Consider the following 25,807-nt stretch of genomic DNA (forward strand, 5'->3'; position numbering starts at 1 on the left):
GGTGCCGCACAGTTTCTGGCAGATTATGCCTTCACCAGCGCGTCGATCGCGGCGGCCAGTTGCAAATCGCGGGTCGAAAGGCCGCCCGCGTCATGGGTAGTCAGCAAGATGTCCACCCGGTTCCACACGTTCGACCATTCGGGATGGTGATCGGCCTTCTCCGCGATCAGCGCGACGCGCGTCATGAAGGCGAAGGCTTCGGTGAAATCGGTGAACAGGAACCGGCGGGTGATCGCGTCGCGCCCCGGTTCGTAGCTCCAGGCCGGCAGTGCCGCGAGCGATTCCTCGCGCAGGCCATCGGTCAAACGCGCTACCATGCTATCCCCTCCTTGCTCCCACTCTGCCCGTCCGCCTATGCATTCGGTCATGCCGGAGCAAGCACCAACCTTCGCCCCCGATGCGGCCCTGATCGAATGTCTCGCGCGCGCCGCACTGGCGCGCATCCCCGAGCCGTTCCAGACGCATCTGGCGGACGTGGTGCTGCTGGTGGAGGAATTCGCCGACGAGGAGACGCTCGATGCGCTCGGCATCGACGATCCCTTCGCGCTGAGCGGCCTGTACCATGGCCGCCCGATCGGTGAGAAGTCGGCGTTCGATTCGGGCGGACTGCCCGATCGTATCCACCTCTATCGCCGTGCGATCCTCGACGAATGGGTGGAGACCGGCGAATCGCTCGAACGGCTGGTGCAACATGTCGTGGTGCACGAGGTTGGACATCATTTCGGCCTGTCGGACGGCGACATGCACGCGCTGGAAGACGCTGCCGGTTGAGCGCCAGCCTGGCCTTTGAGGACGTCACCTGCCTTCGCGGCGGCCGGATCCTGTTCGAGGCGCTGGGCTTCGCGCTCGGGCCAGGAGAGGCCGGACTGGTGCTCGGGCCGAACGGGGTAGGCAAGTCGAGCCTGATCCGCATCGCCGCCGGGTTGCTGGCGCCGCTGGGCGGAAGGGTGACGGGCGAGGGTGCGCGGGCGCTGTTGAGTGAAGCTGCCGCACTCGATTCGGAGCGCACGCTGGCAGTTGCGCTGGGCTTCTGGGCGAGGCTGGACGCGCACGGCGATGCGGTTTCCGAGGCGTTGGCGGCAGTGGGGTTGAGGGATATCGCGGACGTCCCGGTCCGGCTGCTTTCTACCGGACAGCGACGCCGGGCTGCGTTTGCGCGCGTCCTGGCCAGCGCCGCCCCGGTTTGGCTGCTCGATGAGCCGGGCAACGGCCTCGACACCGCCTCGCTCGCGATGCTGGAGGCGCGGATCGCGGTGCATCGGGCGGCCGGCGGCATCGTCTTGGTGGCGACGCACCAGCCGATCGCGTTGCCGGGCGCGCAGGAAATCCGGCTGTGATCGCCTTGGTCTGGCGCGAACTGCGGCGGGCGTGGAGCAGTGGCGGGGTGATGCTGCCCATCGCCTTTTTCCTGCTTGTCGCGATTCTGTTTCCGTTCGCGGTCGGGCCGGACGCGCGGCTGCTGGGGCGGATCGGCGGTGGGGTGATCTGGGCGGCGGCACTGCTCGCCGCGTTGCTGCCGGTCGAGCGACTGGTCGCGCCCGATGTCGAGAGCGGCGTGCTCGACCAACTGGTGGTGCGTGGCTTTTCGGATGCAGGAATCGCGGCCGCGAAGATGCTTGGCCATTGGCTGGGATTCGGCCCTGCGCTGATGGCGGCGACCTGCGTTGCGGCGGCGCTACTGCATGTGCCGGGCGCCGCACCGGGGACGATTCTGCTGGCACTGGCGATCGGCACGCCTGGGCTGGCGGCGCTGGGCATTGCTACGGCGGGGCTGGTTGCCGGGCTGCGGGGCGCGGGCGCGCTGGCCGGGCTGGTGATGCTCCCCTTCGCAGTGCCGCTGTTGATCTTCGGGGCAGCCGCAACCAGCGGTACGCCGGGAGCCTTCAAGCTGCTGGCGGCGATCAGCTTGCTGCTCGTCGCGGGGTGCCCCTGGGTCGCCGCCGCTGCCATGCGGATGGGACGGGGCTGAACCGCGGCATCCGGGCCTGACGTCGGCATCAGGGACTGACGTCGCCGGGCGGGCCGAACGGCGTCGTTCAAGGACCTGCGCTATTGCCGCACGTACCGGAAATACCACACCTCGTGCCCCTGGCGGCGAGCCTTGCGTTCGTAGCGGGTTTCCGGCCAGTCGGCAGGGCGGGTCAGGAAATCCTGTGCCGTCTGCGCCTGCCAGACGAAATCGCTGCGCTGGCCCATGATCATCATCGCCCAGCGACAATAGGTAGGATCGTCGGTTCCCAGCCGGAATTCGCAGCCGGGTTTCAGCTTCGCCGCGATAAGATCCATCGGGCCATGATTGACCATGCGGCGCTTGGCGTGTCGCGCCTTGGGCCAGGGATCTGGGTGGAGGAGATAGACGCGGCTCAGGCTGGCATCGGGGAGGCGCTCTGCAACTTCCAGCGCATCGCCCATATGCAGGCGAACATTTTTGAGATCGCCATCGCGGATATGGTTGAGCGCGCCGACCACGCCGTTGAGGAAGGGTTCGCAGCCGATAAAGCCGTGATCGGGCCGCATCGCTGCCTGACCGGCCAGATGCTCGCCGCCACCGAAACCGATCTCGAGTTCCAGCGGGCGATCGTCGCCGAACAGGCGTTGGGCGTTCAGCGGGCCTTGTTCGGGCACGCTGACCTTCGGCAGCAGCGATTCGACCAGTTCGGACTGGCCCTGGCGCAGCTTATGCCCCTGGCGGCGGCCATAGAGACGACGGATGGTAGTGGGATCGGCCATGGGGTGGAGCGCATAGTCGCGCGGCCCGCCAGAGGCAAATCCGGCGGCGTCAGGCCTGCAGACGCGCCAAGCGGGCACCGGCGACCGCGGGGTGCCAGAGGCTGCGAACGGACGGGCGGGTCCGCCGCGGCGCGGGTTCCGCGCGCCCGTGGAAGTGCCGCAGTCCGATCGCGAGGGCAGCGTCGCGCTCCGCCTCCAGCGTCGGCGCCGGGGCAATGACGGCAACGCCCATGCCGCGCGCGATCCGAAGAACCGCTTCCACCATGCGCGCCCGGGCGGGCGCGGCATCGAGGCGGCGGGCCAAGGCTGGATCAAGCCGGATCAGACGGGGCGAGCAATGTGCCAGCAGCCGCAACCCGAGCGGGCCTGCCGCGAAACCGGAAAATGCCAGCATCAGGCCGCGATCGGTGCTGGCGCGGATCAGCGCGGCGGCAGCGGCATGATCCGCCGTTTCCCCCGCCTGGATTTCAATCACCAGGCGATCGAGCGGGAAGGCATGACGGAGCGCGGCACGGAAAAGCTGGGCAAGCAGACGATCGGGGGCACCGGCACGGGCATTCACCGGCACCACCAGCAGGCAACCGCTGTCCGCGATGCGGGCAGCGGCAGCTGCCTCCAGCGTGCGATCCAGCCGCGTTGCTTCGAGGGACAGGCGATCCTGCGGAAGCAGAATGGCATCCACCGTGTGGAAGACCTCCGGGCGGGTGAGAATGGCCGCGTGCCAGGCAAAGGGCTCGTTCGATCCATGCGCCAGAATGGGCTCCAGCCCAATTCGGATATCCGCCATGTCGCCCATCTCGTTTCTCCCGTTGCCGGCCGTTTCAAGCCTGAACAACGGGTAAACAATCGATCCCGCAGCGCCCATTCCGGGCGTTGCCGCATTGGGTTCGACCGAATGGGGAATCTACGCAGGTGCTTGCCGCACCGGGTGCGGAGCACCTGCGATGCGCAAGGGGTCAGTTCGCTCCGTCGAACCGCAAGGCGGGGGCGGGAAGTGCGCCGACCTGGCGTGGCGCAATCGCTTCACCCTGCATCAGCGAAACGCCGAGCGAATGCAGGCGATCATGCTCCGCGCGCGTATCGACGCCTTCGGCGATCAGCCGGATGCGTCCCTTGCGGGCAATCTCCACCACCCGCTCGACCACCAAACGCCGCGCCCAACTCGTGGACAGGCTATGGACCAACTCGGGCGCGAGCTTGAGCGTGTCCGGCGTTAGCAGCGAAAGCAGCTCCAGGCCCATATCGCCGGCACCGAAATCGTCGAACGCGATAAGAAATCCCAGCTTGCGATAGGCCTTGACCAACGCGACCATGTGATCGCTTTCCAGGTGATCGCGATCGCTGAACTCGAGAACCAGCTCCCGGGCAGGAAAGCCGAGGCGTCGTACGATCCGCTGCATCCGTTCCGCATCTGCGAGCGGATCGGCGATATAGGTGGGCATCACCTTCACGGCGAGGCGTACCCGTCGATCGATGACCCCCAGCTCGATCGCCTGTTCCAAGGCGGCGACTCGGCAGCGCAGATCGAAGGTGGGGCGCGCCGATTCGGGCAGCGCGGCGGCAAAGGCGGCCGGGCCTTCCCCGTTCGGCCCGCAGAACGTGGCCTCATAAGCCGTAACGACCAAGGTATTGGTATTCACGACCGGCTGGAACGCCATCGTGAAGAGTTCCCGGGGAAGCGGCGCCGGCGCCGCAAGGACGGTCTGGCATTCGAGCACGGGGCGTCTCCCGACAAGATCCCCATGCATCACAATAGTGCGGAACGGTTTACCACGCGTTGACGACCACCTCCGGGTGGGCCCGTCAGCCGTCGCCGACGCGTTCGATATCGGCGCCCACGGCCTGCAGCTTTTCCTCCAGCCGCTCATAGCCGCGATCGAGGTGATAGACGCGGTTGACCTGGGTCTCGCCTTCAGCAGCGAGACCGGCGAGAATCAGGCTCATCGAGGCGCGCAGATCGGTGGCCATTACCGGCGCGCCGGTAAGCTTTTGCACCCCCCGTACGATGGCCGTGCGGCCATGCACTTCGATATCTGCGCCCATCCGCGCCAGTTCCGGCACGTGCATGTAGCGATTTTCAAAGATCGTCTCGGTCAGCGTGCTGGTACCATCGGCTTTGCACAGCATGGCCATGAACTGCGCCTGCATATCGGTGGCAAAGCCCGGGAAGGGCGCCGTGTTGAGCGTCAGCGGCCGGATGCCGTTAGCGGCGGCCACGCGCACGCCGTTCGCCGTCTCTTCGACAAGGACACCCGCTTCCGATAGCGCATCGAGTGTCGCACGCATGTCGTTGGGCGCCGCGCCGACCAGTTCGACGTCACCGCCCGTGACAGCCGCGGCGCAGGCATAGCTGCCCGCTTCGATCCGGTCCGGCATCACGGCATAGGTTGCGCCGTGCAGGCGATCTCGACCGTCGATTTCCAGCGTTTCGGTGCCGATGCCGCGAATCACTGCACCCATCGCCACCAGCAGGTTGCACAAATCGACGATTTCGGGTTCGCGTGCGGCATTGTCGAGTACGCTGGTGCCGCGTGCCGTAACTGCCGCCATCAGCGCGTTTTCGGTGGCCCCGACCGACACGACGGGAAAACGGTAGCGCCCGCCTGCGATCCGTCCGTTTGGCGCGCTCGCCTTCACATAGCCGGCGCTCAGTTCGATCTCCGCGCCCAGAGCTTCGAGTGCCTTCAAGTGTAGATCGATCGGGCGGTTGCCGATCGCACAGCCGCCCGGCAGCGACACCGTTGCCTCGCCCTCGCGGGCAAGCAGCGGGCCGAGCACGAGGATCGAGGCGCGCATCTTGCGGACGATGTCATAGGGTGCGACGGTGGACGTCAACCGGCTGGCGCGAACGGAGAGCACCCGGCCGAATTCGTTCGGGCGCGTGCCCTCTACCGAGGTAGAAGCGCCGAGTTCATTCAGTAGATGTCCGAAGCTGTCGACATCTGCGAGGCGTGGCAGGTTTCTGAGCGTGAGCGGCTCGTCGGTCAGCAGCGCGCACGGCATCAGGGTGAGGGCGGAGTTCTTCGCTCCGGAAATCGCGATCTTGCCGGTGAGGCGTTTGCCGCCGCGGATGAGGATACGGTCCATGGCGAGCTTCTAGCCGCTCTGTCCGCAGGTGCAAGCGGTAGGCTGAAGGGAAGCTTGATCGATTTTAATGCGCTGTTTTCGCTGCGCTGCTTTGCAGGGGGAACCGGGGGAAGTGCAAGCGTGTCAAGAAGTTGTTTTGCTGACGTATTGAGTGAGCTGGTCGAACTGACCCAGCGCGAACGCGACGCGCTGGACGCGCTCGAGCTGCGCCAGCGACACGTGCGTCGCGGCGCGATCCTGCAGCGGGAGAACGAGCCATGCGGCGAATTGTTCATCCTGCGGCGGGGATTGATGATGAGCTATGTGCTGCTGGATGACGGCAGTCGCCAGATTCTCCGCTTCCTGTTCCCTGGGGACATGCTGGGCATCTCCTCCGCAATCTACAGCGAGGCGCCGGAGACGCTGTGTGCGCTTTCCGATTCCGTGGTGTCTCCCTTCGATCGGGCAGCGCTGGCGGATATCATGCGGACGCATCCGCGGCTTTCCGCGATGATCCTCGTGTACAGCCAGATCGAGCGGGTATCGCTGACCGATCGGCTCGCTGCGCTGGGCCGGACCAGCGCTAAGGCGCGCGTGGCGGCGCTGCTGCTCGATTTGCGTAACCGGTTACGGGCGACGGACAAGGCAATCGATTCAACCTTCGTCCTGGGACTGACGCAGGAAGAGATCGGCGACGCGACCGGGCTTACGGCGGTACATGTCAACCGAATGCTGCGACAACTGGAAGAGGAGGGGATGATCGCGCGCGAAGGCGGCCGGGTCACCCTGCTTGATAGCTCCGGGCTCGCGTTCGCGGCAAATTATGTCAATCGCTACGAGGGCCTGGACCTGCGCTGGCTGCCGTCGGCGGCCTGATCGATCGGAAAGCGCCGTCAGGCCTTTTCCAGCGTGCATTGCAGCGGGTGCTGGTTCTGGCGGGCGAAATCGATCACCTGGGAAACCTTGGTCTCCGCTACTTCATAGCTGAACACGCCGCATACGCCCACGCCGCGCTGATGGACGTGGAGCATCACCTGCGTCGCCTCCTCGATCGTCATCCGAAAGAAGCGTTGAAGGACGAGGACGACAAATTCCATCGGTGTGTAATCATCGTTCAACATCAGCACGCGATAGGGCGTCGGCTTCTTGGTGCGGGTGCGCGTGCGGGTTGCGATGCCGGCCTGGCCGTCATTGCCGCGGTCATCCTGGTCGCCGTCTTCGGCCATGTGAATCTGCGGGGTGATCTCGGCCATAGCCTCGGCAAAATATGACGCACGGCCCGCAAGGGCAAGGCAGTGCAGGTATGCAGGGACGATTTTGTCGGTGATCGAAACAAAAAAGGCGGCCGCATTTGCGACCGCCCCCTTGGTGACCGATGCGGTCAAAGCCGGGCTCAGGCGTTTGCCTTGACCTTTTCAACGGCGACCGCGAAGCGGTTCGACAGCGGCTGCGCGGCATCGCCAGCCAGCTTCAGCATCGCTTCGGTGTGCTTCGAGGTTTCGGCGACATAGGCGTCGAACGCGCCGCGCACATACTCGCTCTGCAGCTTGAAGAAATCGGCCGGCGACTTGACCGAGGCCAGGTTCTTCATCGCAGCGGTGGCGCTTTCGAACGAACGGCGGCTGTAGTCGGCGGCTTCCTGGCCAAGCGATTCGAAGCCCTTGGCTGCAATGCGGCCGGATTCCACCAGCGCTTCGATGTTGCCCTTGGTGAATTCATTGGCTTCCTCAACCAGCTTGGTCGACTTTTCCACGGCGACCTTGGCGCGCTCGTTGATGTCGCTGAACAGGTTCTGGGCCTGGGCGGTGGTATTTTCGAAATGGGTAGCCATGATAGTCGTTTCCTTCGCGGTGCTGGTGGTGACCGCCGGCGCGACGGTCTCTGCGGCCTCGATCACTTCCTCGACAATCGCCTTTGCAGGCGCTGCCGCGGCGGCGATCGGTTCTTCGATGTTGCTCTTCACTTCCTGCGGTGCAGCGGCTTTGGCCGGAGGGGCAACCACCGCCGCAGCCGGGACGGGCGTCTCGACTGCGGGCGCGGCAATGGCCTCTGGCTTGGCCGCAGCAGCTTCGGTCTTTGGCGCCGTGCTGGCGCGACCCCCCGCTTTCGCGGTGGACCTGGAGGTCGTCTTCGGTCCCTTGCTGGCCATATGACTAGCTTCCTACCTATTGCTGCGCTGCAGCATATACGCTTCGCAGCTTTATTTTGCAAGGGCAATTTGTGCAGTGCACAATGAGCGGGAGGGATCTAAGAAAAGACTTATTATTCAGCGTGTTCTAACATATTCGCCGGGCGCTTCGGTGATCGCCGCAAGTGCGCCCATCCCAGGAACTCTCGCTCCGTTTGTCGTTGTTTTTGCACCGTCTATCCCCGCCAGCCAGCGCAGCCAATCCGGCCACCAGCTTCCGCTCGTTTCGGAGGCGCTTTCCAAAAATGTTTCGAGCGAGTCGGCAGGACTAGAATTGGTCCAGTATTGGTATTTCTTCGCGGCGGGCGGATTGACGACTCCGGCGATGTGTCCGGATCCCGCCAGAACGAACCGATGTGGACCCGAGAAATGATGTGTCATCTTCCAGACACTTTTGGGTGGGGCGATGTGATCTTCCCGTCCTGCCTGGATATAGCTTGGGGTTCTTACCTTCGACAGGTCGATCGGGGTGCCGCCGATCGATAGCGCGCCGGGGGCGATCAGCTTATTGTCGCGATACAGGTCCGTCAGATAACTCAGGTGCCAGGCGGCGGGCAGGTTGGTTACGTCCGAGTTCCAGTGGAGCAGGTCGAACGGTGCATAATCCTGTCCCATCAGATAGTTGTTGGTCACATAATTCCAGATCAGATCGCGTCCCCGCAACAGGTTGAACGTCGCGGCCATATAGCGGCCGTCGAGAAACCCTTCGGCGCTGAGGCTGCGGATCATTGCCAGCTGATCGTCATCGACGAACACCCGCAATTCGCCGGCATCGGCGAAGTCCACCTGCGCGGTGAAGAAGGTGGCGCTCTTGACCTTTTCGGCCTGGTCGCGGGCCGCAAGGACGGCCAGCGTCGCCGCCAGTGTGGTGCCCGCTACGCAGTAGCCGATCGTGTGCACGCCCTCAACGCCGAGCAACTCGCGCACCGTGTCGATCGCGTCGATCTGGCCGCGTTCGACATAATCGTCCCAGACCACATCCTTCATCGATGCGTCGGCAGAGCGCCAGGAAACCACGAACACGGTGATGCCCTGATCCACCGCCCAGCGTATGAAGCTTTTCTCGGGCGTCAGATCGAGGATGTAGAATCGGTTGATCCAGGGGGGGAAGATCACCAGCGGTGTTTCCAGCACCTCATCGGTGGTCGGGGAATACTGGATCAGCTCGTAGAGCGGCGTGCGCTTCACCACCTTGCCTGGCGTCATCGCCAGGTTACGCCCAAGCTCGAACGCGCCTGCGGCGGTCTGCGTCATCTGGCCCTTGGCCATATCCTGCAGCATGTGCTGCAGGCCTTTCAGCAGGTTCTCGCCCTTGGTCTCGACGATCTTCTCGATCACCTGCGGGTTGGTGGCAGGAAAGTTGGACGGGCTCATCGCATCGATGAATCCCTTTGTGGCGAATCGGATCTGGTCTTTCTGCCGTTCATCGACATGCTCCAGCGCCTCGACGTTCCTGAGCATGTGATCGGCGATCACGAAATAGCTCTGGCGCAGGAAGTCGAAGATCGGATCCTCGCGCCATTGGGGCGCCTTGAAGCGCTTGTCCCGGGCCTGTTCGGTCGTTTCGACGAACGGCTCGGCATGGGCGGGATCGAGAAATCGCTGCCATAATTGCATCGTGTCCGCCCAGAAATCGGCGCTTGCGCGGACGGCCGGGGTGGGATCAAGCAGCATTCCGAACGGCGGGGCGGACGGCACATGCTCCATCAGGTCCAGCCCATGCTCCAGCATCATCTGTTGTGCGCGGCCCAGTACCCAGGTCCAATGCTGCAGGTCTTCCAGGCGGGGCAGGGCGGGCGTGAGCGTATCGGCCATTCGGTCCTCTCCTTTACGTCGCCTTAGCGCAGGCAAAGCAATGCGTCATTCCCGGATGCGCTTTTATGGCGTAGAACGCGCGCACGACACAATTTTGTGTCGCGTGCTAGAACCCTTGAAAGTCGAGGAAATGTCCGAAGAATTCTACCGCATCAAGCGCTTGCCCCCCTATGTCATCGCCGAAGTGAACGCGATGCGGGCAGCGGCGCGCGCGGGCGGAGAGGACATTATCGATCTCGGCATGGGCAACCCCGATCTGCCGCCGCCCGATCATGTGATCGAAAAACTTTGCGAGGTCGCGCGCAAGCCCGATGCGCACGGCTATTCGCAGTCCAAGGGCATCCCGGGCCTCCGTCGCGCCCAGGCCAATTATTATGGCCGCCGGTTTGGTGTCGATCTCGATCCCGAGACCGAAGTGGTGGTGACGATGGGATCGAAGGAGGGGCTGGCCAGCCTGGCTACCGCGATAACCGCGCCGGGCGACGTGGTCCTGGCACCGAATCCCAGCTACCCGATCCATACCTTCGGCTTCATCATCGCGGGTGCCACGATCCGAGCGGTGCCGACGACGCCCGACGACGCCTATTTCGAGAGCCTCGAGCGCGCGATGAACTTCACCGTGCCGCGCCCGTCGATCCTGGTGATCAACTATCCGTCCAACCCGACGGCGGAGACGGTGGACCTGGCCTTCTATGAACGCCTCGTCGCCTGGGCGCGCGACAACAAGGTGTGGATCCTTTCCGACCTTGCCTATTCGGAGCTGTATTTCGATGGCAAGCCGACGCCATCGATCCTGCAGGTGAAGGGCGCCAAGGACGTCGCGATCGAGTTTACTTCGCTCAGCAAGACCTATTCGATGGCCGGCTGGCGCATCGGTTTCGCCGTCGGAAACCGCCAACTGATCGCGGCGATGACGCGCGTAAAATCCTATCTCGATTACGGTGCCTTCACGCCCGTTCAGGCGGCGGCCTGCGCGGCGCTGAACGGGCCGCAGGACATCGTCGAAAAGAATCGCCAACTCTATCACAAGCGCCGCGATGTGATGGTGGAGAGCTTTGCTCGGGCCGGCTGGGATATCCCAAGCCCCCGCGCATCGATGTTTGCATGGGCGCCGCTGCCGCCGGCGCTGGCGCATCTGGGTAGCCTGGAGTTTTCCAAGCAGTTGCTTACCCACGCCAAGGTCGCGGTGGCGCCGGGCGTGGGCTATGGCGAGAATGGCGAAGGCTTCGTCCGCATCGCGATGGTGGAGAACGAGCAGCGCCTCCGCCAGGCGGCGCGCAACGTTCGCAAGTACCTCCAGTCGATGGGTGTCAACACACCGGCGGCCAACGCGGGATAGGGCCCAATTGAAACGGAAACCCGGTTCGGCTATATGGATGTAGCGAATGACATGGGTTTCCCATGATGCGAGCCCCCGCCGCTGCAACGGCGGGGGCTTTTCGTTTGGGGAGCGCGCTGCAACGCGCCCCCCGCCCGTTGGCCTTAATCCCGGCGCGAAACTTCCACCACCTTCAGGATGAGGGTGGCAAAAGCAAACACGACGAGGAGGAAGGCGCACAAGTTTGCGAATGACATTATGCGTCCTCACGAATGCGGCGGTGGAATTACCGCCGGACATTAGAATGGCAATTTTTCAGTAGCCCTGCAATTTGGGGGTTTCGCTCTCCAATAACGACGCTTTAACATCGCCCTAGACTTACCAGGAGTCCGACTTGCTACGCCCCGGTTTCCCCTTCTCCACCCGTTTCCGCGTGCGCTATTCCGAGATCGACGGGCAGAAGATCGTCTTTAACTCGCGCTATCTCGAATATGCCGATGTCGGACTCACCGAATTCTGGCGCTGGGCGGACCTGGCCGAGCTGGGGCAGGAATGGACTGAAGCCGAGTTCAATGTCGTCCGCGCGCAGCTAGAGTATAAGCGGCCGTTCCGGTTCGACGATCTGGTCGAAGCGTTCGTTCGCGTGGAGCGGGTGGGCACCTCCAGCATGACGATGCGGGTTGATCTTTGCCACGCGGAAACAGGCGACCTGCATGCCGAGATCGAGATGGTCAGCGTGCATCTCGATCTCGTCACGCGGCGGCCGCAGCCGATTCCCGGCGGGGTGCGGGCGCGGCTGCTGTCGCTGGGCGCTGGGGAGGTTTAGGCCTTACCGCGCCACGCGGACTCAGACCGCCTTCAGCGCATTCTCGAAGTCCGCGATCAGATCGTCGGCATCCTCGACGCCGATCGAGATGCGCACCAGATTGTCGGTGATCCCCAGCGCCTGCTTGCGCGCCTCCGGCACCGACAAATGCGTCATCCCCGCAGGATGCGATGCCAGCGTCTCGGTGCCGCCCAGACTCACCGCCAGCTTGGCGATCTTGAGCGCATCGAGAAAGGCGAACGCCTCCTTCTCACCGCCCTTCAGGTAGAGTGAGAAGGTCGATCCCGCGCCCGTGCAGTGGCGGCGATAGATGTCGGCCTGGCGCTTGTCCTCGCTGCGATCGAGGAAGCCGAGATAGCCGACCTTCTCCACCTTGGGGTGGGCGGCCAGGAATTCGCAGACCTTGGCGGCGTTCTCGCCTGCGCGGCTCATCCGCAGCTCGAGCGTCTCGAGCGAGCGGAGCAGCATCCAGGCCGTGTTCGGGTCGCAGATCGTGCCGATCGTGTTGCGCATCAGCCGGATCGTGTTGATGTGCGCCTTCGATCCCAGCACGCCGCCCGCCACCAGGTCCGAATGGCCGCCGGCATATTTGGTCAGCGAGTAGACGACGATATCCGCACCCTGGCGGAGCGGCTGCGCCCAGAGCGGGCCGAGGAAGGTATTGTCGATCGCGATCGGCGGCTTGGTGTCGCCCTTGAAGATCGCGTCGCGGCTGGCCGCCACGGCTTCGACGTCGACCAGCGCGTTGGTCGGGTTGGCGGGGCTCTCCAGATAGATCAGCGCGACATTGCCGGTCGCCGCCTTGCTCAGCACCGCGTCGATCTCCTCGCGGGTGGCGCCCGCCGGGAAGTCGAGCCAGTGGATGCCGAAGCGGCCGAGGATGCGGGCGATCAGCGTCTCGGTCGCGGCATAGAGCGGGCCAGAATGGACGATCGTGTCGCCCGGCTTGACCATCGACAGGAACAGCGTCGCGATCGCCGACATGCCCGAGGAGAAGGCGAGCGCATCCTCAGCCTCTTCCCAGATCGCGAGCCGGTCTTCCAGGATCTCCTGGTTCGGGCCGTTGAAGCGCGAATAGACCAAGCCCTCGGCGCCGCCGGGGCGCTTGCCGGTCACGCCTTCGAAGTGGCGCTTGCCCGCTGCGGCATTGGGGAAGACGAAGGTAGAGGTGAGGAAGATCGGCGGCTTCAGCGATCCTTCCGAGAGCATCGGATCATAGCCGTGCCCCATCATCATCGTCGCCGGCTTGAGCTTGCGATCGCCGATCTTCTCGACCTCGCCTTCGGGGCGGGGGCGCGGGGTGCCGCCGGTCAGGTCGGCTTCGGTGGCGTCGGTCATGCAGGCTCTCCGAAATCTGTTCTACGGTTGGTTGCGAGTGTAACCAGTTCGGGCGGGCAAACCAGCCAAGTCCGTAACCGCCGTGGCGCAACATCGTTTCGTCTGCGCGCCGTGGCCGAGACCTATCTAATCGGATATACTGACATGAGCGGCAAGATCGATCAGTGTGCGCGGACTAATCCATTTCATCGATCGCTCTGGCCGTGCGAGGCTTTGCGCAGACCATAGCCCGATCCCGCAAGGAGATGCCCGAATGAACGCCGAATCGCAGTGCCCGATGCATGGTGGCAAGATGGAGGGCAATGCCGTCCTGTTCGACATGACGAACCGGACCTGGTGGCCCAACCAGCTCGACCTGACCGTGCTCCACCAGAACCCGCCCGCCGGCGATCCGATGGGCGCCGACTTCGACTATGCCGCCGCGTTTCAGAAGCTCGATCTGGCTGCCGTGAAGGCGGACATCTTCGCGTTGATGACCGATTCGCAGGACTGGTGGCCGGCGGATTTCGGCCATTATGGCCCGCTGTTCATCCGCATGGCGTGGCACAGCGCCGGCACCTATCGCATCGGCGACGGGCGCGGCGGCGCGGGGTCCGGCACGCAGCGCTTCGCCCCGCTCAACAGCTGGCCGGATAATGCCAATCTCGACAAGGCCCGCATGCTGCTGTGGCCGATCAAGCAGAAATATGGCCGGGCGCTCTCCTGGGCGGACCTGCTGATCCTCACCGGCAATTGCGCGCTCGAATCGATGGGCTTCAAAACCGCCGGCTTCGGCGGCGGTCGCGCCGATGTGTGGGAGCCCGAGCGCGACATCAACTGGGGCCCCGAACGCGAATGGCTGCAGACCAGCGACAAGCCAGGCGGCCGCTATTCGGGCGAGCGCGACCTGTCGAACCCGCTGGCGGCGGTTCAGATGGGCCTGATCTATGTCAATCCGGAAGGCCCGGACGGCAACCCCGATCCGTTGCTCGCCGCGCACGACATCCGCGAGACCTTCGCGCGCATGGCGATGAACGATGAGGAGACCGTCGCGCTGATCGCCGGCGGCCACACCTTCGGCAAGACGCACGGCGCGGCGGACCCGAGCCAGTATATCGGCCCGGAGCCCGAAGGCGCAGGGATCGAGATGCAGGCGCTCGGCTGGAAGAACAGCTTCGGCACGGGCAATGCCGGCGACACGATCACCAGCGGCCTGGAGGTCACCTGGACCGAGACCCCGACGCAGTGGGGGATGGGCTTCTTCAAGAACCTGTTCGAATATGAGTATGAACTGACCAAGAGCCCGGCGGGCGCGCATCAATGGGTGGCGAAGGATGCCGGCGAGGTGATCCCGGACGCGCATGATCCGTCGAAGAAGCACCTCCCGACGATGCTGACCACGGACCTATCGCTGCGTTTCGATCCGGCCTATGGCCCGATCTCGCGGCGCTTCTACGAGAATCCGGACCAGTTCGCCCATGCCTTTGCCGAGGCCTGGTACAAGCTGACCCACCGCGACAGCGGCCCGCACGCCAAGCTGCTCGGCCCCGAAGTGCCGGCCGAGCCGCGCCTCTGGCAGGACCCGGTTCCGGCGGTCGACCATCCGCTGATCGACGACGCGGACGTGGCAGCGCTCAAGGCCGATATCCTCGGCTCGGGCCTGTCGATTTCGCGGCTGGTGAAGACGGCCTGGGCGTCGGCCAGCACCTATCGCGGCTCGGACAAGCGCGGTGGTGCCAATGGTGCGCGCATCCGCCTCGCCCCGCAGAAGGACTGGGCGGTGAACGAGCCTGCCGAACTCAGCCAGGCTTTGGCCGTACTGGAAGCAATCCAGGCGAAGTTCCAAAGCGGGGGCAAGAAGGTGTCGCTCGCCGATCTGATCGTGCTCGGCGGCACGGCGGCGGTGGAGGCTGCGGCGAAGAAGGCCGGGCATGATCTGCGCCTGCCGTTCGTGCCGGGCCGTACCGACGCCAGCCAGGAACAGACGGACGCGCACAGCTTCGAGCCGCTTGAACCCAAGGTCGACGGCTTCCGCAATTATGCCCGCGACACGATGGGCTGGTCGGAAGAGGAACTGCTGGTCGACCGTGCGGCACTGCTGACGCTCACCGCACCGGAGATGACCGTGCTGGTCGGCGGCCTGCGCGTGCTCGGCGCCAATCATAGCGACTCGAAGCATGGCGTGTTCACCGACCGTCCGGAGACGCTGACCAACGACTTCTTCCGCAACCTGCTGACCACCAGCTTCACGGCCAAGTGGGAAGCGCAAGGCGACGGCAGCTTCGTCGCCAAGGACCGCAAGACCGGGGAGGCCAAGTGGACCGGTACCCGCGTCGACCTGATCTTCGGCTCCAACTCGCAGTTGCGGGCGCTGGCCGAAGCCTATGCCACCGACGATGCCGAGGCGGCGTTCGTCGCCGCATTCGGCAAGGCCTGGACCAAGGTGATGAACGCGGACCGCGTCGACCTGTGAGCGCTTGAAGAACGGGCCGCCCGGCACTGCCGGACGGCCCTAATCTCCTTCAGTGTTTCCTCCCCCGCCAGGGGGAGGTGGCGCGGAAGGCGTCGGAGGGGGAGGATGCCAGAACGGAAGCCGTCGTGCTTCCTCTCCCTCCGTGATGCTGCGCCTGCCACTCCCCCTGGCGGGGGAGGAGACGGCTACACCTTCGCTTCGTTTCAGTACGTGCCCTTGAAGCTCGAATTCAGATTGCCCGTCGTGCTCCAATCCTGCGATCGGTCGGCGGTGCTGGTCTGATCCGTGGCGGCGGTCGATTTGCTTTTGTCTGCGCCGAACATCGCGCCAGACTGTTCCTCGTCGCGCCAATGGTTCTTGGCTTCCTCTGCGGTCTTGCGCAACGTGACCTTCTCATCGACGGCCTGGATCCAGCGTGACGGGATGGAGTGATGGCGACCCTCAGCATCCGTGTCGTTCTTGGTCAGGATGATGCGGTCTCCGCGTACCTTGTCGACCGTGCCGACATGGCTGCCGTCCGACCCCAGCACTTCCATATGCTCGGTCACGCGGCGCAGCGAATCGCGCTGGCTGGTGCGTTCGGTACGCCAGTTCTCGAATTCGCTGTGGAAACGCTGGGCATTCTCGCGGCGATACTCGTCATAATCGCGGTCGAATTCGGCGATGCGGCTGCGACGCCACTCGCCATAATGCGGATCGTGGGCGCCTTCGTTGCGCGCCTGTATCTCGTCATAGCGCTGGTCCTGGCGACGGCGGCGCTCCGCTTCCTCATCACCGAACCACGACCGTACCTCGTCGCCCGCACGGTCGAAGAAGCCGCGATCGCGATCATAGCCGCGAAGTTCGCGCTCGTCGTCGTAGCGGCGCTGGGTTCCGGGACTCATTCCGTCACCGAAACGGCCCTGCGGCGGCGTGCCATAGCGTCCGGCGAAGCGATTGCGATCGCTCCAGTCGCGGTCGGTGCTGCCGGCACCATAGTCGTAACGCCGATCCTGCCCATGCGCGCCCTGGTTGCCGTAACTATGCGGGCCATAATCGTTCCAGTCGCGATCCCGGTCGCGACGGCTGTCACCTTCCTCGCGACGGTACGCATAGCCCTCGCTGCGCCAATCATTGCGATCTCGGTCCCAACTGCTGCGCCCTTCGCGTCTGCCACGACCTAATTCTCCGGCGGCGGCATAATCGCGTGCGCTGCTGTAGGTATAGTCGCGATGCGAACCGAAATCCTGACCGTAGTCGCCCCGATTCCGGGCGTCACTATATCCGGTGGCGCCGTAAGGATTGTTACGGTTGTCCATCGTTATCTCTCCTGCTGTGTGTGGGCGGGCGCGGCTTCAGTGCCGTCTGTTCGATTCAACTGAGAGGATTGCGAACGGTTCCGGACTTTTTACTTCGATCACAGCCGCTTCGCTGGATCTCTCCGGATTTGCGACGACGCGATAAGCCAGTTGCATCGCAGCGCGGGTGTCGCTAATGGGATCGCCTCCTGGGGGCCACCCAGGTCCGGCGGCGGGGCTGTAGCTCAGATGGGAGAGCGCTGCAATCGCACTGCAGAGGTCAGGGGTTCGATTCCCCTCAGCTCCACCAGCCGCCATTGATTATATTGGCTTTTTTGCCAAAGTCTTTCTTCGGTCATAATCTAGGTCATAATTTTGTCTGCTGATTTGCACGGTCGTGGGTGCCTCTCAGCGAGCGCGCACCAATCGCGCCATACGTCGGCTTGGCACTGGCCTGACGACTCAGGTTCGAAGCCAGGACCCTATGTTGCAGATGTTCTCAAACGACAGATATTTGTCCCACCGCTGGGACTCACAAAACCACATGACGCTGGCGACGAGGTGTATTCTGCCGAGGAAGATGGCAATGTACACGAACCCCGCCAAGCCGCGGCGTGGGTGAAGTCCGACAGCCACAGCATGTTCGGCGCTGGCGTGTAGAACTGGCGATTGACGTGACCGAGCGGGCACGACGCCGCGTTGTCGCTAATGGTCGCGCGTGTCGGCTTGCCCCTGCCACGCCCATCGCACGCATCAACTGCGGGACCGTACAGCGGGCGACCGGAAAGCGCTTCTGAAACATCTGCCGCCAGACCCGGCTTTCGCCGGGGCAGGCTCTTGGGCACGCCGCAGACGGCGAAGCTCTTTCCGCCTAAACGGCCGCGCGGTAGCCGCCCTGCACCCACTCCGTGATCAGGGTGGCATAGCGCTCCGCAGCGTCCTCCCAGACGAAGTGGCCGCTCTCCACGATACGATGAACGCCGCGGGGCAAATGCTTTTGCAGGAATGCCCCATTGCTGGGGGGCACGAACGGATCGTCGCTGCCGGAGATGACCAGAACCGGCGTCGCGACGCTACCCAGAAGCACTTCCAGCCGCGGCAGGTCCTGTGCATACGCCCGAACGAATGCTGCGGCCTCGTTCCAGCGGCTACCGGACGAGGATTGGCGGTAATCCTCCAGTACCGCATCGGCGATCGGCACGCGCGTGCTGGTTCGGATCAGTTCTACTACCTGCTCGCCCCCGTCTATACCGGCAAAATCCTCCGGGCTGCTCGCGACGATCTGCCGCAACGGTTCACCGAGCAGCGCCATGGCTGTGCCCCCGCTGCCCGCAACGATGCTTTCGAACCGTTCCGGATGCCGGGCGGCGGCGAACAAGGCCGCCAGCGTGCCGATATCGGGTACGATCGCATGCACGCGATCGAGCCCGAGTTCGTCCAGCAACATCGGCAGAAACGCGCCCATGGCGCTCGGCGACATCAGGCGTTCGTCGAATTCCGAGCGGCCAAAGCCTGGCAGGTCGACGGCAACCAGCGGGCCGAGTGCCTCCAGCGCCGGCCAGATCGCGTCGAAAGCGCGGACGCTCTCCGGATAGGGCGCGGTGAGAAAGAGGGGTGTTCCAGCACAGGTTCCGCCTTTGCGGATGCGGATGCGGAGGCCGTTGACGGTCACGGTCTCCAGCGCAGGGGCGATATCATCGGGCACGGGATGTCTTTTCAAGCGTTCAGGAAGGTGTTCACGTCGCGCGCAAACTCGGCGTGGTGCTGGAAGAGGAAGCCGTGGCCCGCATCGGGGTAGATCTTCACCTCGGCGTTCGGGATGAGGCCGCCCATCAGGTAGGATAAGCTCGGCGGAATCATCGCATCTGCATCGCCATTGGCGACGAAGGTCGGCTGACGGATGCTCTGCAGACGTTGCAGCTTCGCATGGTCGGCCACACCCCAGGAACATACCGCGTCATAATGTGCATCGCGGGTCTGCAGGCTGCTCGCCACGTCGCGGTCCGCGGTGCGAGCGAGGAAGCGGCCCAGATAGGCCTGTCCTGCCGACTGGCTGGTTTCGGTCGGCTTGAAGAAGGTGTAGAGCAGTTCCGCTGCACCGGGCATATCCTTGCGGACCGCATCGGCGATGTCCTTTCGCCAGCCGTGCATATTCGGTCCGCCTTGGGGGCCGGTTGCCGCCAGGATCAGGCGGTGGACCAGGTCCGGACGGGTCAGCACGACTTCCTGTGCGATGAAGCCGCCGAGCGAAAAGCCGAGCAGGTCGATGCGGGACAGATCGAGCGAGTCCACAAAGGCAAGCAGGTCACGGGCCATCTCGAAGATGGAGGCCGGGGTGGTCCCGCTGGAACTGCTGACGCCGCGATTGTTGACGAGGATCAGTTCGCGCTCGGCAGCCAGGGCATCGAGCAGTGCAGGGTCCCAGGTGTCGAGGTCGCCGCGGAACCGCGGCAGCAGCACGAGCGGGGTCCCGCCAGGCTTGCCGAAGCGGCGATAGGCATAGCGCACACCATTGGCGGCTTCGAGGAAGCGGGTCAGTGCGGTAAGCGTGGTATCGGCGCTGGCATCGTACATGCGGGACTTCCTTTCGGCTGAAGTGCCGGGCGCAAAATCCCTGTTTCCGGCGCGATGCACCATTAGTCCGGAGGCTGGGCACCCCAGTCCCGAGGTAGGTCTTGCACCAGGAATCGGGAGAGCCATGCGCGGGGAGGCAGAACCCGAGTCAGCCTTAACCTCGTTCACGCTGATCGGGCGGGCCATCCCAGAGGCTCGACCGCTTCGCGGCAATGCTCGATGCCAAGCTCCTTACTTTGATCGAAGCCGCCTGGGCCGAATATCGACGCCCTGCGCGGCCACACTGAACCCCGGTATGGGGAGAGGTCTGAGACGGTAGGATAGGAAAGAGGCGGGCAAGCGCGTCATCTGGCGCAGCGGGGCAGCGACTCCCGCCGAGCGAGGCTTCACCATGGCACATACCCCAAAGAGTCCGGCCTTTGCCGGGGCGCAACAGAACGACACCCAAGAGGGCGCGGACGACGTGCGCGGCGTTCCGTGTGGCCAAACGCACGCAGGTTGGGATCTGACCCGCCGCGACGCGTTAGCGGGCCTGATTGCTGCGGGCATGTTGTCTCACCTTGGCAGCAGCCCGCTCTTTGCCTCTCCCTTACCATCGCACGGAGACCTGACCATGGGTACGATTACAACCAAGGACGGCACAGCAATATTCTACAAGGACTGGGGCCCCAAAGACGCGCCGCCGATCTTTTTCCATCATGGCTGGCCCCTGTCGTCCGATGACTGGGACGCGCAGATGCTGTTTTTTCTGTCGCATGGCTTCCGCGTGGTGGCGCATGATCGCCGTGGTCACGGTCGTTCGACCCAGACGGATGTGGGGAACGACATGGACACCTATGTCGCCGACGTGATCGAACTGACGGATCACCTGGATCTGAAGCACGCCGTGCATATCGGGCATTCCACCGGCGGCGGTGAGGCCGCGCGCTACGCTGCCAAGGCAAAGCCGGGCCGGATCGCGAAGCTCGTGCTCGTCGCGGCGATTCCGCCCGTAATGCTCCAGTCGGATCGCAATCCCGGCGGCCTGCCCAAATCCGTGTTCGACGGCTATCGAAGCGCGCTCGCAGCCAATCGGGCCCAGCTTTACATGGATATCGCCAGCGGTCCTTTTTACGGGTTCAATCGCGATGGTGCGAAGATTTATCCCGGCACCATTCAGAATTGGTGGCGCCAGGGAATGATCGGCTCCGCCAAGGCGCAATATGATTGCATTGCGGTCTTTTCCGAGACCGACTTCACCGAGGATTTGAAGCGTATCCAGGTGCCGACGTTGGTCATGCATGGGGATGACGATCAGGTGGTTCCCATCGCAGATGCGGCCTTGTTGTCGGTCAAGCTGCTGCAGCACGGTGAGCTCAAGGTGTACAAGGGCTATCCACATGGGATGCTGACGACACATGCAGACGTGCTAAACCCTGATCTGCTCGCCTTTATCAAAGCTTGAAGCGCGGGCAGGTTTACCGCCGTTGAAGATATCAGTCGCCGGCAGCGCTTCTTCGATGCGCTGCCGGCGAATTATTGTCGGCGGGGACGGGTGCCGCAGTGCTTGCAAAGGTGCCGGACTGCAGTTCCCCAGTCCGGCACCCCCGCTATCACTCGGACAAGAATAACCGGGCGTGGGCCAGGAATTGGCTCGGATACTGGAAATGGGCAGCGTGGCCCGAATCCGGATAGAGGATCAGCTGCGCATCAGGCAGATGCTGTTGCAGGTAGAAGGAATTGATTGTCGGGAGCATGACATCGGTGTGGCCGTTGACGACCAGGGTCGGCACCGTAATCCTCGCGAGATCGGCAAAGCGCTCGCCATGTGGCAAAAGCCAGTCTCGACCGGCAGCCACTTGTGCCATGATCGTCGCAGTGCCGCTGGGCGGGTCGCGATCTTCGATGCGGGCGTGCCGACGTTCCCAGAACGCTGCGGCAGCAGCGCGGCCGGCATCCGAGTGGCCGAAGAACAGCCAGGCCATCTCCTCCAGCCCGGCATCGCCGCGCGCACGTTGGGAAACTTCGGCGCCGAACGGCGTCGGGTCGCCGCCGCGCGGCGAGGTGCCGACCAGGATCAGCCGGCGTATGCGATCGGCATGTTCCTTGGCAAACGCCTGGGCGACCATGCCGCCCATCGAAAAGCCGAGCAGGTCGAAGCGCTCCAGGTCCAGCGCATCGACGAAGTCGCGAATGCAATCGGCCATGCCTTCGATTGTCGTCGGCGTCTCGCCGGTCGAACTGCCGACGCCGGCATTGTCGACCAGGATCACCTCCCTGTCGCGCGCCAGCCCGTCGGTGACCGCCGGGTCCCAATGATCCAGTCCGCCGGTGAAGTGCTGGAGCAGCACCATCGGCGTGGCAGAAGGCGTGCCGAAGCGGCGATATGCGTAGCGAATGCTCCCTGCTTCGACGAACCGGGTGGGGGCAGTGACATGGGTGTGCATGGCCGTTCTCCTCGGCCGGCAGTTTGGCTGCAGCGGTGGCGGCGCACGATCTGAACTGCGGTATGCCTTGGTTCAGGCAGCCGGCAGGGCCAGCGTGAACGCGGCACCGCCGTGGCTGCGATCGCGCACTTCGATCCGGCCGCCATGCGCCTCGGCGATCGAGCGGCATATCGTGAGCCCGATGCCCAGTCCGTCCGGCTTGCTGGTGCGGAAGGTCTGGAAGGGCTCGGCCCGGAAGGCGGCCGATAGGCCGGGACCGGTATCGGCGACTTCCAGCAGGACGATACCTTCCTTCGTGCGCAGCGACAGGTCGATTCGGCGCTTCCCCTCGGGCGTGCCGTCCATCGCCTGAATCGCGTTGACCATGAGGTTGGCGAGCACCTGCTGCAGTTGGATGCGATCGCCGCAGACGTTCGGCAGCACGGCGTCCCGGGCAAGCGTCACCTGTATCCCCTTTTCGGTGAGTTCCTGCTGGAGGAGCAGCCGGGTTTCCGCGACGATGTCCGTCATCGACAGCGATACCATCGGGATCTCGCGATTTGCTGCGAGCGCGCGGATGCGCTCGACGATCTCGCCTGTGCGCAGCGCGTTCTGCCCGATCTGGCTGGTGATCCTGGCCAGTTTCTCCAGCTGCGCCTCCGGGGCTCTCGCCAGCCGCTCGGCGGCGGCGGCATGCATGGCGATGGCGGTGATCGGCTGACTGATCTCGTGGACGATGGAGGCGGAAAGCTGGCCGAGCAGGGTGATGCGCGAAGCATGGGCCGATTGCTGGCGCATCCGCTCGATTTCCTGCCGCGCCTTTACCTGCTCGGTGATGTCGATCTGTGCGATCACGGCTTCGCCGCTGGCGGGATCGGGACTGGAGACGCGGCAGAACAGCGTATCGACCGGCGCGCCGTCCAGCTTGAACATTCTGATTTCGCTCTGGAAAATCGGCTGGCGGTCGTAGGCGCCCTCGATCGAGCGGCGCAGCACGTCGCAGCCGGGCTGAACGAGCCCGGTAAGCGACCGACCGATCAGATCCTCCGCCGACCGTGCACCGAACAGGCGCACGGTCGCGTCGTTGACCGCAGTGAAGTGCAGGCTCGACGCCACCTCGTCGACGAAGCCCGGATGCGCGTCGATATAGGCGTGAAGGTCGGTCACGCCCTCCGCACGGAGGCGCTTGAAGACGGCGCTCGTTTCCGGCGCAGCGAGTTCGGACAATGCGATGGTCGGCACGTCCATCAGCATCTTGCGGCGGGTGCTAGCTTCGCCGAGCTGCCGCGTGGCCTGTACCCGGTCCGAGATATCGGTGAAGCCCACCAGCAGCGTGCCGTTGCCGACCGTGCCCGGCAGGAACGATACGGTGAACAGTGCATCGAATTCGCGGCCGTCGCGCGCCCGCATCCGCGTTTCGGCGACGTGGCGGGGCTTGCCGCTGATCGCGGAAAGAATGCTCTCGGCGAAGTCTGCCGAGCTCGCTTCCGGCCAATACTGGTCGAGCGGCGTCGTGATCAGATCGCGCTTCGTGCCGGGCCCGAACATCTCGATCGACCGATCGTTGGTATCGACGATTCGCGTCGCCCGCATCATCGCGCGGATGAGGGTGGGCGTTGCGCGAAGATGCGCGGCGATGTCCGTGACGCCTTGCTCGCGCACTTCGCGAAGCAACGCGCCGACCCCGCTGAAATCCAGTTCCCAGAACGACGCCGCGACCGCGCCGAACAGGTTGCGGTAGCGATACTCGCTGGCCGCGAGCGCGATTTCGGCCGGATGGCCTGTCTCAACCGGCGAAGAGACTTCCATCCATTCGCGATCTGCCTGGGCCGCACGTGCGAGACGGATACGCACCGTACAGGTCGAGCGGTCACGCCGACGGCGTTCGATCCGGCCCTCCCAGATGCCGCGGTTCCGGACTTCCTCAATCGCAGTATCAGGATAGGGGCCGACCAGATCGGCCAGCGCCTCGCCCAGCGCTTCCTGCGGCTGCCAGCCATAGATTGCCGTGGCGGCCAGGTTCCAGCTGGTGATCAAAGCACCGTCGGCGGTGGAGATCATGCTCTCGCTGGACAGATCCAGCAATTCCGCTGGCACTCGCTGCACGCAGGTTCCCCGCTCCTCACGCCACCGTGCGCAGCGTCAATTCGGTCGTGCTATCATGGGCTGCGGTTGAGGTACATGGGTCAACCGGCAATATGACTGTGGACTGCGGAAACCACGGCTGCTCCCTCGCCGACGCCGGAGGCTACTCGCTTCACCGAGCCGGCGCGCACGTCTCCCACGGCGAACACGCCGTCGATGATCGTGGCATAGGGCGAAGCGAGCGGGCGCCCCGCCGTGTCCACGCCGGTGGGCACGAAACCGGCAGGATCGAGCGGCAGGCAATCCGATAGCCATTCGGTGTTGGGCGCGGCACCGATCATCACGAACAGCCCCCGCACGTCGCGCGTTTCCGTGGTACCGCTGGCGGAGTCGCGCCAGCTCAGGCGGGTAAGGAAATCCGTGCCTTCTACGCTTGTCACCTCGCAGAAGGAATGCAGCTGCACGTTTGCGCTGCCCGCTATACGCTGGACGAGATAGTCGGACATGGTGGCGGCGAGGCCGGGTCCGCGGACGAGAATATGGACCCTGGCGCAGCTGCGCGAAAGGAACATCGCCGCCTGGCCCGCAGAGTTGCCGCCGCCGACTACAACCACTTCCGCCCCGGCGCAGAGCTGGGCCTCCATCGGCGTTGCCGCATAATAGATTCCGCGGCCTTCCAGCGCGGCATAGTTGGGAACGTCCAGCCGGCGATAGCGTGCGCCGGTGGCGATCACCACCGCTCGGGCTTTTAGCGTCTCGCCACTTTCCAGCGAGACCTGCAGCGGGCTGCTGCGGCAGTCGAGATGCTTCGCCCGGCACGAGACGCGTAAAACTGCGCCGAACTTGTGCGCCTGGGTGATCGCACGGCCCGCCAGCGCCTGTCCGGAGATGCCAGTGGGAAATCCGAGATAATTTTCGATGCGGCTGCTGGTGCCGGCTTGCCCGCCGGGTGCTTCCGCCTCGACGACGCAGGTGGAAAGGCCTTCGGACGCCCCGTACACGGCCGCCGCGAGCCCGGCGGGTCCAGCCCCCACGACCACCAGGTCATAGAGCGCGTCGCTGTCAGGCACGCCGTTCAGGCCGAGAAGTTCGGTGAGCTGCGTCACCGAGGGCCGGGAAAGCACCCTGCCTTCGGGCAGAAGTACCGCAGGCAGCTCGTCCGTCGCGAGTGCCGCGGGCGCGGCGGGGTCGCGCAGGTCGACAAAGCGGTGGGGATGGGCGTTTCGGGTGAGGAATTCGCGGATTCGATGCGTTTCCGGGTCTTCGGCCGAGCCGACCAGGGTGATGCCGCCAAAGCCGGTGGCGAGCAGATCGACCCGCCGAAGGATGAAGGCGCGCATGATGATCTCGCCGATGTCCGGCTCGGCCGAAGCCATGCGGCGAAAAGCCTGGGGAGAAAGGCGGAGTAGCCGCGTGCCAGCGGCCGCGCGCCCGTCGAGCAGCGAGGCGCGGCCGCTGAACAGATGCAGCTCTCCGCTGAACTGGCCTGGCAGGTAACTGCGGACATAGTCGCCTTCGCCGTCGAACAGATCGATGGCGCCTTCGCGCACGACGAAGAAGTCCGGGTTGCGATCGCCGCGCGCGAACAGCAACATGTCGGAAGCGGGCTGCTCCTCCGCGCCATAAGCGGCGATCCGCTCGATCAGTGGCGTGTCCAGACGCGGAAATATCTGTGTCTCGCGTGCATGGGCTGGCGGTTCCGGCCGCAGGGGAGTGTCGGCAACGGCCATGGC

Annotated in this window: 23 protein-coding genes, 1 tRNA gene and 1 pseudogene; 9 read left to right on the forward strand and 16 right to left on the reverse strand. The window is 64.5% G+C overall.

Annotated features, from left to right (window positions below):
* Positions 1-23 precede the first annotated feature (23 nt).
* Positions 24-317, reverse strand: coding sequence for a 4a-hydroxytetrahydrobiopterin dehydratase (locus tag DD559_RS04970; RefSeq protein WP_116468203.1), 294 nt, complete (start codon positions 315-317; stop codon positions 24-26).
* Positions 318-366: 49 nt separating this feature from the next.
* Between DD559_RS04970 and DD559_RS04975 the strand changes: the two genes are divergently transcribed.
* From DD559_RS04975 to DD559_RS04985, 3 genes are read left to right on the forward strand one after another with little or no spacing between them, the layout of a single operon-like run.
* A complete protein-coding gene (locus DD559_RS04975; RefSeq protein ID WP_206364445.1) occupies positions 367-771 on the forward strand; it encodes a metallopeptidase family protein in 405 nt (134 codons plus the stop codon).
* A complete protein-coding gene (gene ccmA / locus DD559_RS04980; protein ID WP_165830933.1) occupies positions 768-1,337 on the forward strand; it encodes a heme ABC exporter ATP-binding protein CcmA in 570 nt (189 codons plus the stop codon). Before DD559_RS04975 ends, ccmA begins: the two co-directional genes overlap by 4 nt.
* On the forward strand, positions 1,334-1,969 hold the full coding sequence (locus DD559_RS04985) for a heme exporter protein CcmB (protein WP_116468206.1): 636 nt from the start codon (positions 1,334-1,336) through the stop codon (positions 1,967-1,969). Before ccmA ends, DD559_RS04985 begins: the two co-directional genes overlap by 4 nt.
* An 80-nt stretch (positions 1,970-2,049) precedes the next feature.
* Here the strand turns inward: DD559_RS04985 and trmB are convergent, their stop codons facing one another.
* From trmB to murA, 4 genes are all read right to left on the reverse strand, one after another.
* Positions 2,050-2,730 (reverse strand): tRNA (guanine(46)-N(7))-methyltransferase TrmB, encoded by a 681-nt coding sequence (gene trmB / locus DD559_RS04990; protein WP_116468207.1) that lies wholly within the window; start codon positions 2,728-2,730, stop codon positions 2,050-2,052.
* 49 nt (positions 2,731-2,779) lie between these two features.
* A complete protein-coding gene (locus DD559_RS04995; protein WP_240610127.1) occupies positions 2,780-3,517 on the reverse strand; it encodes an EAL domain-containing protein in 738 nt (245 codons plus the stop codon).
* A gap of 169 nt (positions 3,518-3,686) precedes the next feature.
* Entirely contained in the window at positions 3,687-4,448 is a 762-nt protein-coding gene (locus tag DD559_RS05000) for an EAL domain-containing protein (RefSeq protein WP_116468208.1), read from the reverse strand.
* Positions 4,449-4,533: 85 nt separating this feature from the next.
* Positions 4,534-5,817 carry a UDP-N-acetylglucosamine 1-carboxyvinyltransferase gene (gene murA / locus DD559_RS05005; RefSeq protein WP_116468209.1) on the reverse strand — a complete coding sequence of 428 codons (1,284 nt, stop codon included), beginning with the start codon at positions 5,815-5,817 and terminating at the stop codon, positions 4,534-4,536.
* Between the two features lie 147 nt (positions 5,818-5,964).
* On the opposite strand from murA, the gene DD559_RS05010 reads away from it, so the two are divergent.
* A complete protein-coding gene (locus tag DD559_RS05010) occupies positions 5,965-6,672 on the forward strand; it encodes a Crp/Fnr family transcriptional regulator (RefSeq protein WP_116468210.1) in 708 nt (235 codons plus the stop codon).
* A 17-nt stretch (positions 6,673-6,689) separates the two neighbouring features.
* Here the strand turns inward: DD559_RS05010 and clpS are convergent, their stop codons facing one another.
* From clpS to DD559_RS05025, 3 genes are all read right to left on the reverse strand, one after another.
* On the reverse strand, positions 6,690-7,022 hold the full coding sequence (gene clpS / locus DD559_RS05015) for an ATP-dependent Clp protease adapter ClpS (protein ID WP_116470728.1): 333 nt from the start codon (positions 7,020-7,022) through the stop codon (positions 6,690-6,692).
* A 167-nt stretch (positions 7,023-7,189) separates the two neighbouring features.
* The gene (locus tag DD559_RS05020) at positions 7,190-7,759 is read right to left on the reverse strand and encodes a phasin family protein (RefSeq protein ID WP_240610128.1); all 570 of its coding nucleotides are present in this window, start codon (positions 7,757-7,759) and stop codon (positions 7,190-7,192) included.
* Positions 7,760-8,062: 303 nt separating this feature from the next.
* The gene (locus DD559_RS05025; protein WP_116468212.1) at positions 8,063-9,799 is read right to left on the reverse strand and encodes a PHA/PHB synthase family protein; all 1,737 of its coding nucleotides are present in this window, start codon (positions 9,797-9,799) and stop codon (positions 8,063-8,065) included.
* A gap of 130 nt (positions 9,800-9,929) precedes the next feature.
* Here DD559_RS05025 and DD559_RS05030 point away from each other — a divergent pair, with 130 nt between their 5' ends.
* The gene (locus DD559_RS05030; RefSeq protein ID WP_116468213.1) at positions 9,930-11,138 is read left to right on the forward strand and encodes an LL-diaminopimelate aminotransferase; all 1,209 of its coding nucleotides are present in this window, start codon (positions 9,930-9,932) and stop codon (positions 11,136-11,138) included.
* Positions 11,139-11,511: 373 nt separating this feature from the next.
* Positions 11,512-11,943, forward strand: a complete 432-nt coding sequence (locus tag DD559_RS05035) for an acyl-CoA thioesterase (RefSeq protein ID WP_116468214.1) — start codon at positions 11,512-11,514, stop codon at positions 11,941-11,943.
* Positions 11,944-11,964: 21 nt separating this feature from the next.
* Here DD559_RS05035 and DD559_RS05040 read toward each other — a convergent pair whose 3' ends face one another.
* Complete coding sequence (locus DD559_RS05040; RefSeq protein ID WP_116468215.1) at positions 11,965-13,281, reverse strand: cystathionine gamma-synthase family protein; 1,317 nt, start codon at positions 13,279-13,281, stop codon at positions 11,965-11,967.
* A 253-nt stretch (positions 13,282-13,534) separates the two neighbouring features.
* Between DD559_RS05040 and katG the strand changes: the two genes are divergently transcribed.
* The gene (katG, locus tag DD559_RS05045; protein ID WP_116468216.1) at positions 13,535-15,733 is read left to right on the forward strand and encodes a catalase/peroxidase HPI; all 2,199 of its coding nucleotides are present in this window, start codon (positions 13,535-13,537) and stop codon (positions 15,731-15,733) included.
* A 203-nt stretch (positions 15,734-15,936) separates the two neighbouring features.
* On the opposite strand, the gene DD559_RS19935 is transcribed toward katG, so the two are convergent.
* Positions 15,937-17,031 carry a DUF2171 domain-containing protein gene (locus DD559_RS19935; protein ID WP_206364446.1) on the reverse strand — a complete coding sequence of 365 codons (1,095 nt, stop codon included), beginning with the start codon at positions 17,029-17,031 and terminating at the stop codon, positions 15,937-15,939.
* 213 nt (positions 17,032-17,244) lie between these two features.
* Between DD559_RS19935 and DD559_RS05055 the strand changes: the two genes are divergently transcribed.
* Positions 17,245-17,320: transfer RNA gene (locus tag DD559_RS05055), tRNA-Ala, on the forward strand.
* 263 nt (positions 17,321-17,583) lie between these two features.
* Here DD559_RS05055 and DD559_RS20080 read toward each other — a convergent pair.
* The 3 genes and pseudogenes from DD559_RS20080 to DD559_RS05065 all read right to left on the reverse strand — a co-directional run.
* Positions 17,584-17,836 (reverse strand): annotated as a pseudogene (locus DD559_RS20080) (IS3 family transposase); the annotation flags it as partial.
* Positions 17,837-17,881: 45 nt separating this feature from the next.
* Positions 17,882-18,682, reverse strand: a complete 801-nt coding sequence (locus DD559_RS05060; RefSeq protein ID WP_206364447.1) for an alpha/beta fold hydrolase — start codon at positions 18,680-18,682, stop codon at positions 17,882-17,884.
* 44 nt (positions 18,683-18,726) lie between these two features.
* Positions 18,727-19,584 carry an alpha/beta fold hydrolase gene (locus tag DD559_RS05065; protein ID WP_116468218.1) on the reverse strand — a complete coding sequence of 286 codons (858 nt, stop codon included), beginning with the start codon at positions 19,582-19,584 and terminating at the stop codon, positions 18,727-18,729.
* 613 nt (positions 19,585-20,197) lie between these two features.
* Here DD559_RS05065 and DD559_RS05070 point away from each other — a divergent pair.
* Positions 20,198-21,028, forward strand: coding sequence for an alpha/beta fold hydrolase (locus DD559_RS05070; RefSeq protein WP_116468219.1), 831 nt, complete (start codon positions 20,198-20,200; stop codon positions 21,026-21,028).
* 148 nt (positions 21,029-21,176) lie between these two features.
* On the opposite strand, the gene DD559_RS05075 is transcribed toward DD559_RS05070, so the two are convergent.
* From DD559_RS05075 to DD559_RS05085, 3 genes are all read right to left on the reverse strand, one after another.
* Positions 21,177-22,010, reverse strand: a complete 834-nt coding sequence (locus DD559_RS05075) for an alpha/beta fold hydrolase (protein ID WP_116468220.1) — start codon at positions 22,008-22,010, stop codon at positions 21,177-21,179.
* A 72-nt stretch (positions 22,011-22,082) separates the two neighbouring features.
* Complete coding sequence (locus DD559_RS05080) at positions 22,083-24,095, reverse strand: ATP-binding protein (protein WP_133243777.1); 2,013 nt, start codon at positions 24,093-24,095, stop codon at positions 22,083-22,085.
* 80 nt (positions 24,096-24,175) lie between these two features.
* Entirely contained in the window at positions 24,176-25,804 is a 1,629-nt protein-coding gene (locus DD559_RS05085) for an FAD-dependent oxidoreductase (protein WP_116468222.1), read from the reverse strand.
* Positions 25,805-25,807 lie beyond the last annotated feature (3 nt).

Source organism: Sphingomonas pokkalii (assembly GCF_003096275.1).
Classification (GTDB): domain Bacteria; phylum Pseudomonadota; class Alphaproteobacteria; order Sphingomonadales; family Sphingomonadaceae; genus Sphingomonas; species Sphingomonas pokkalii.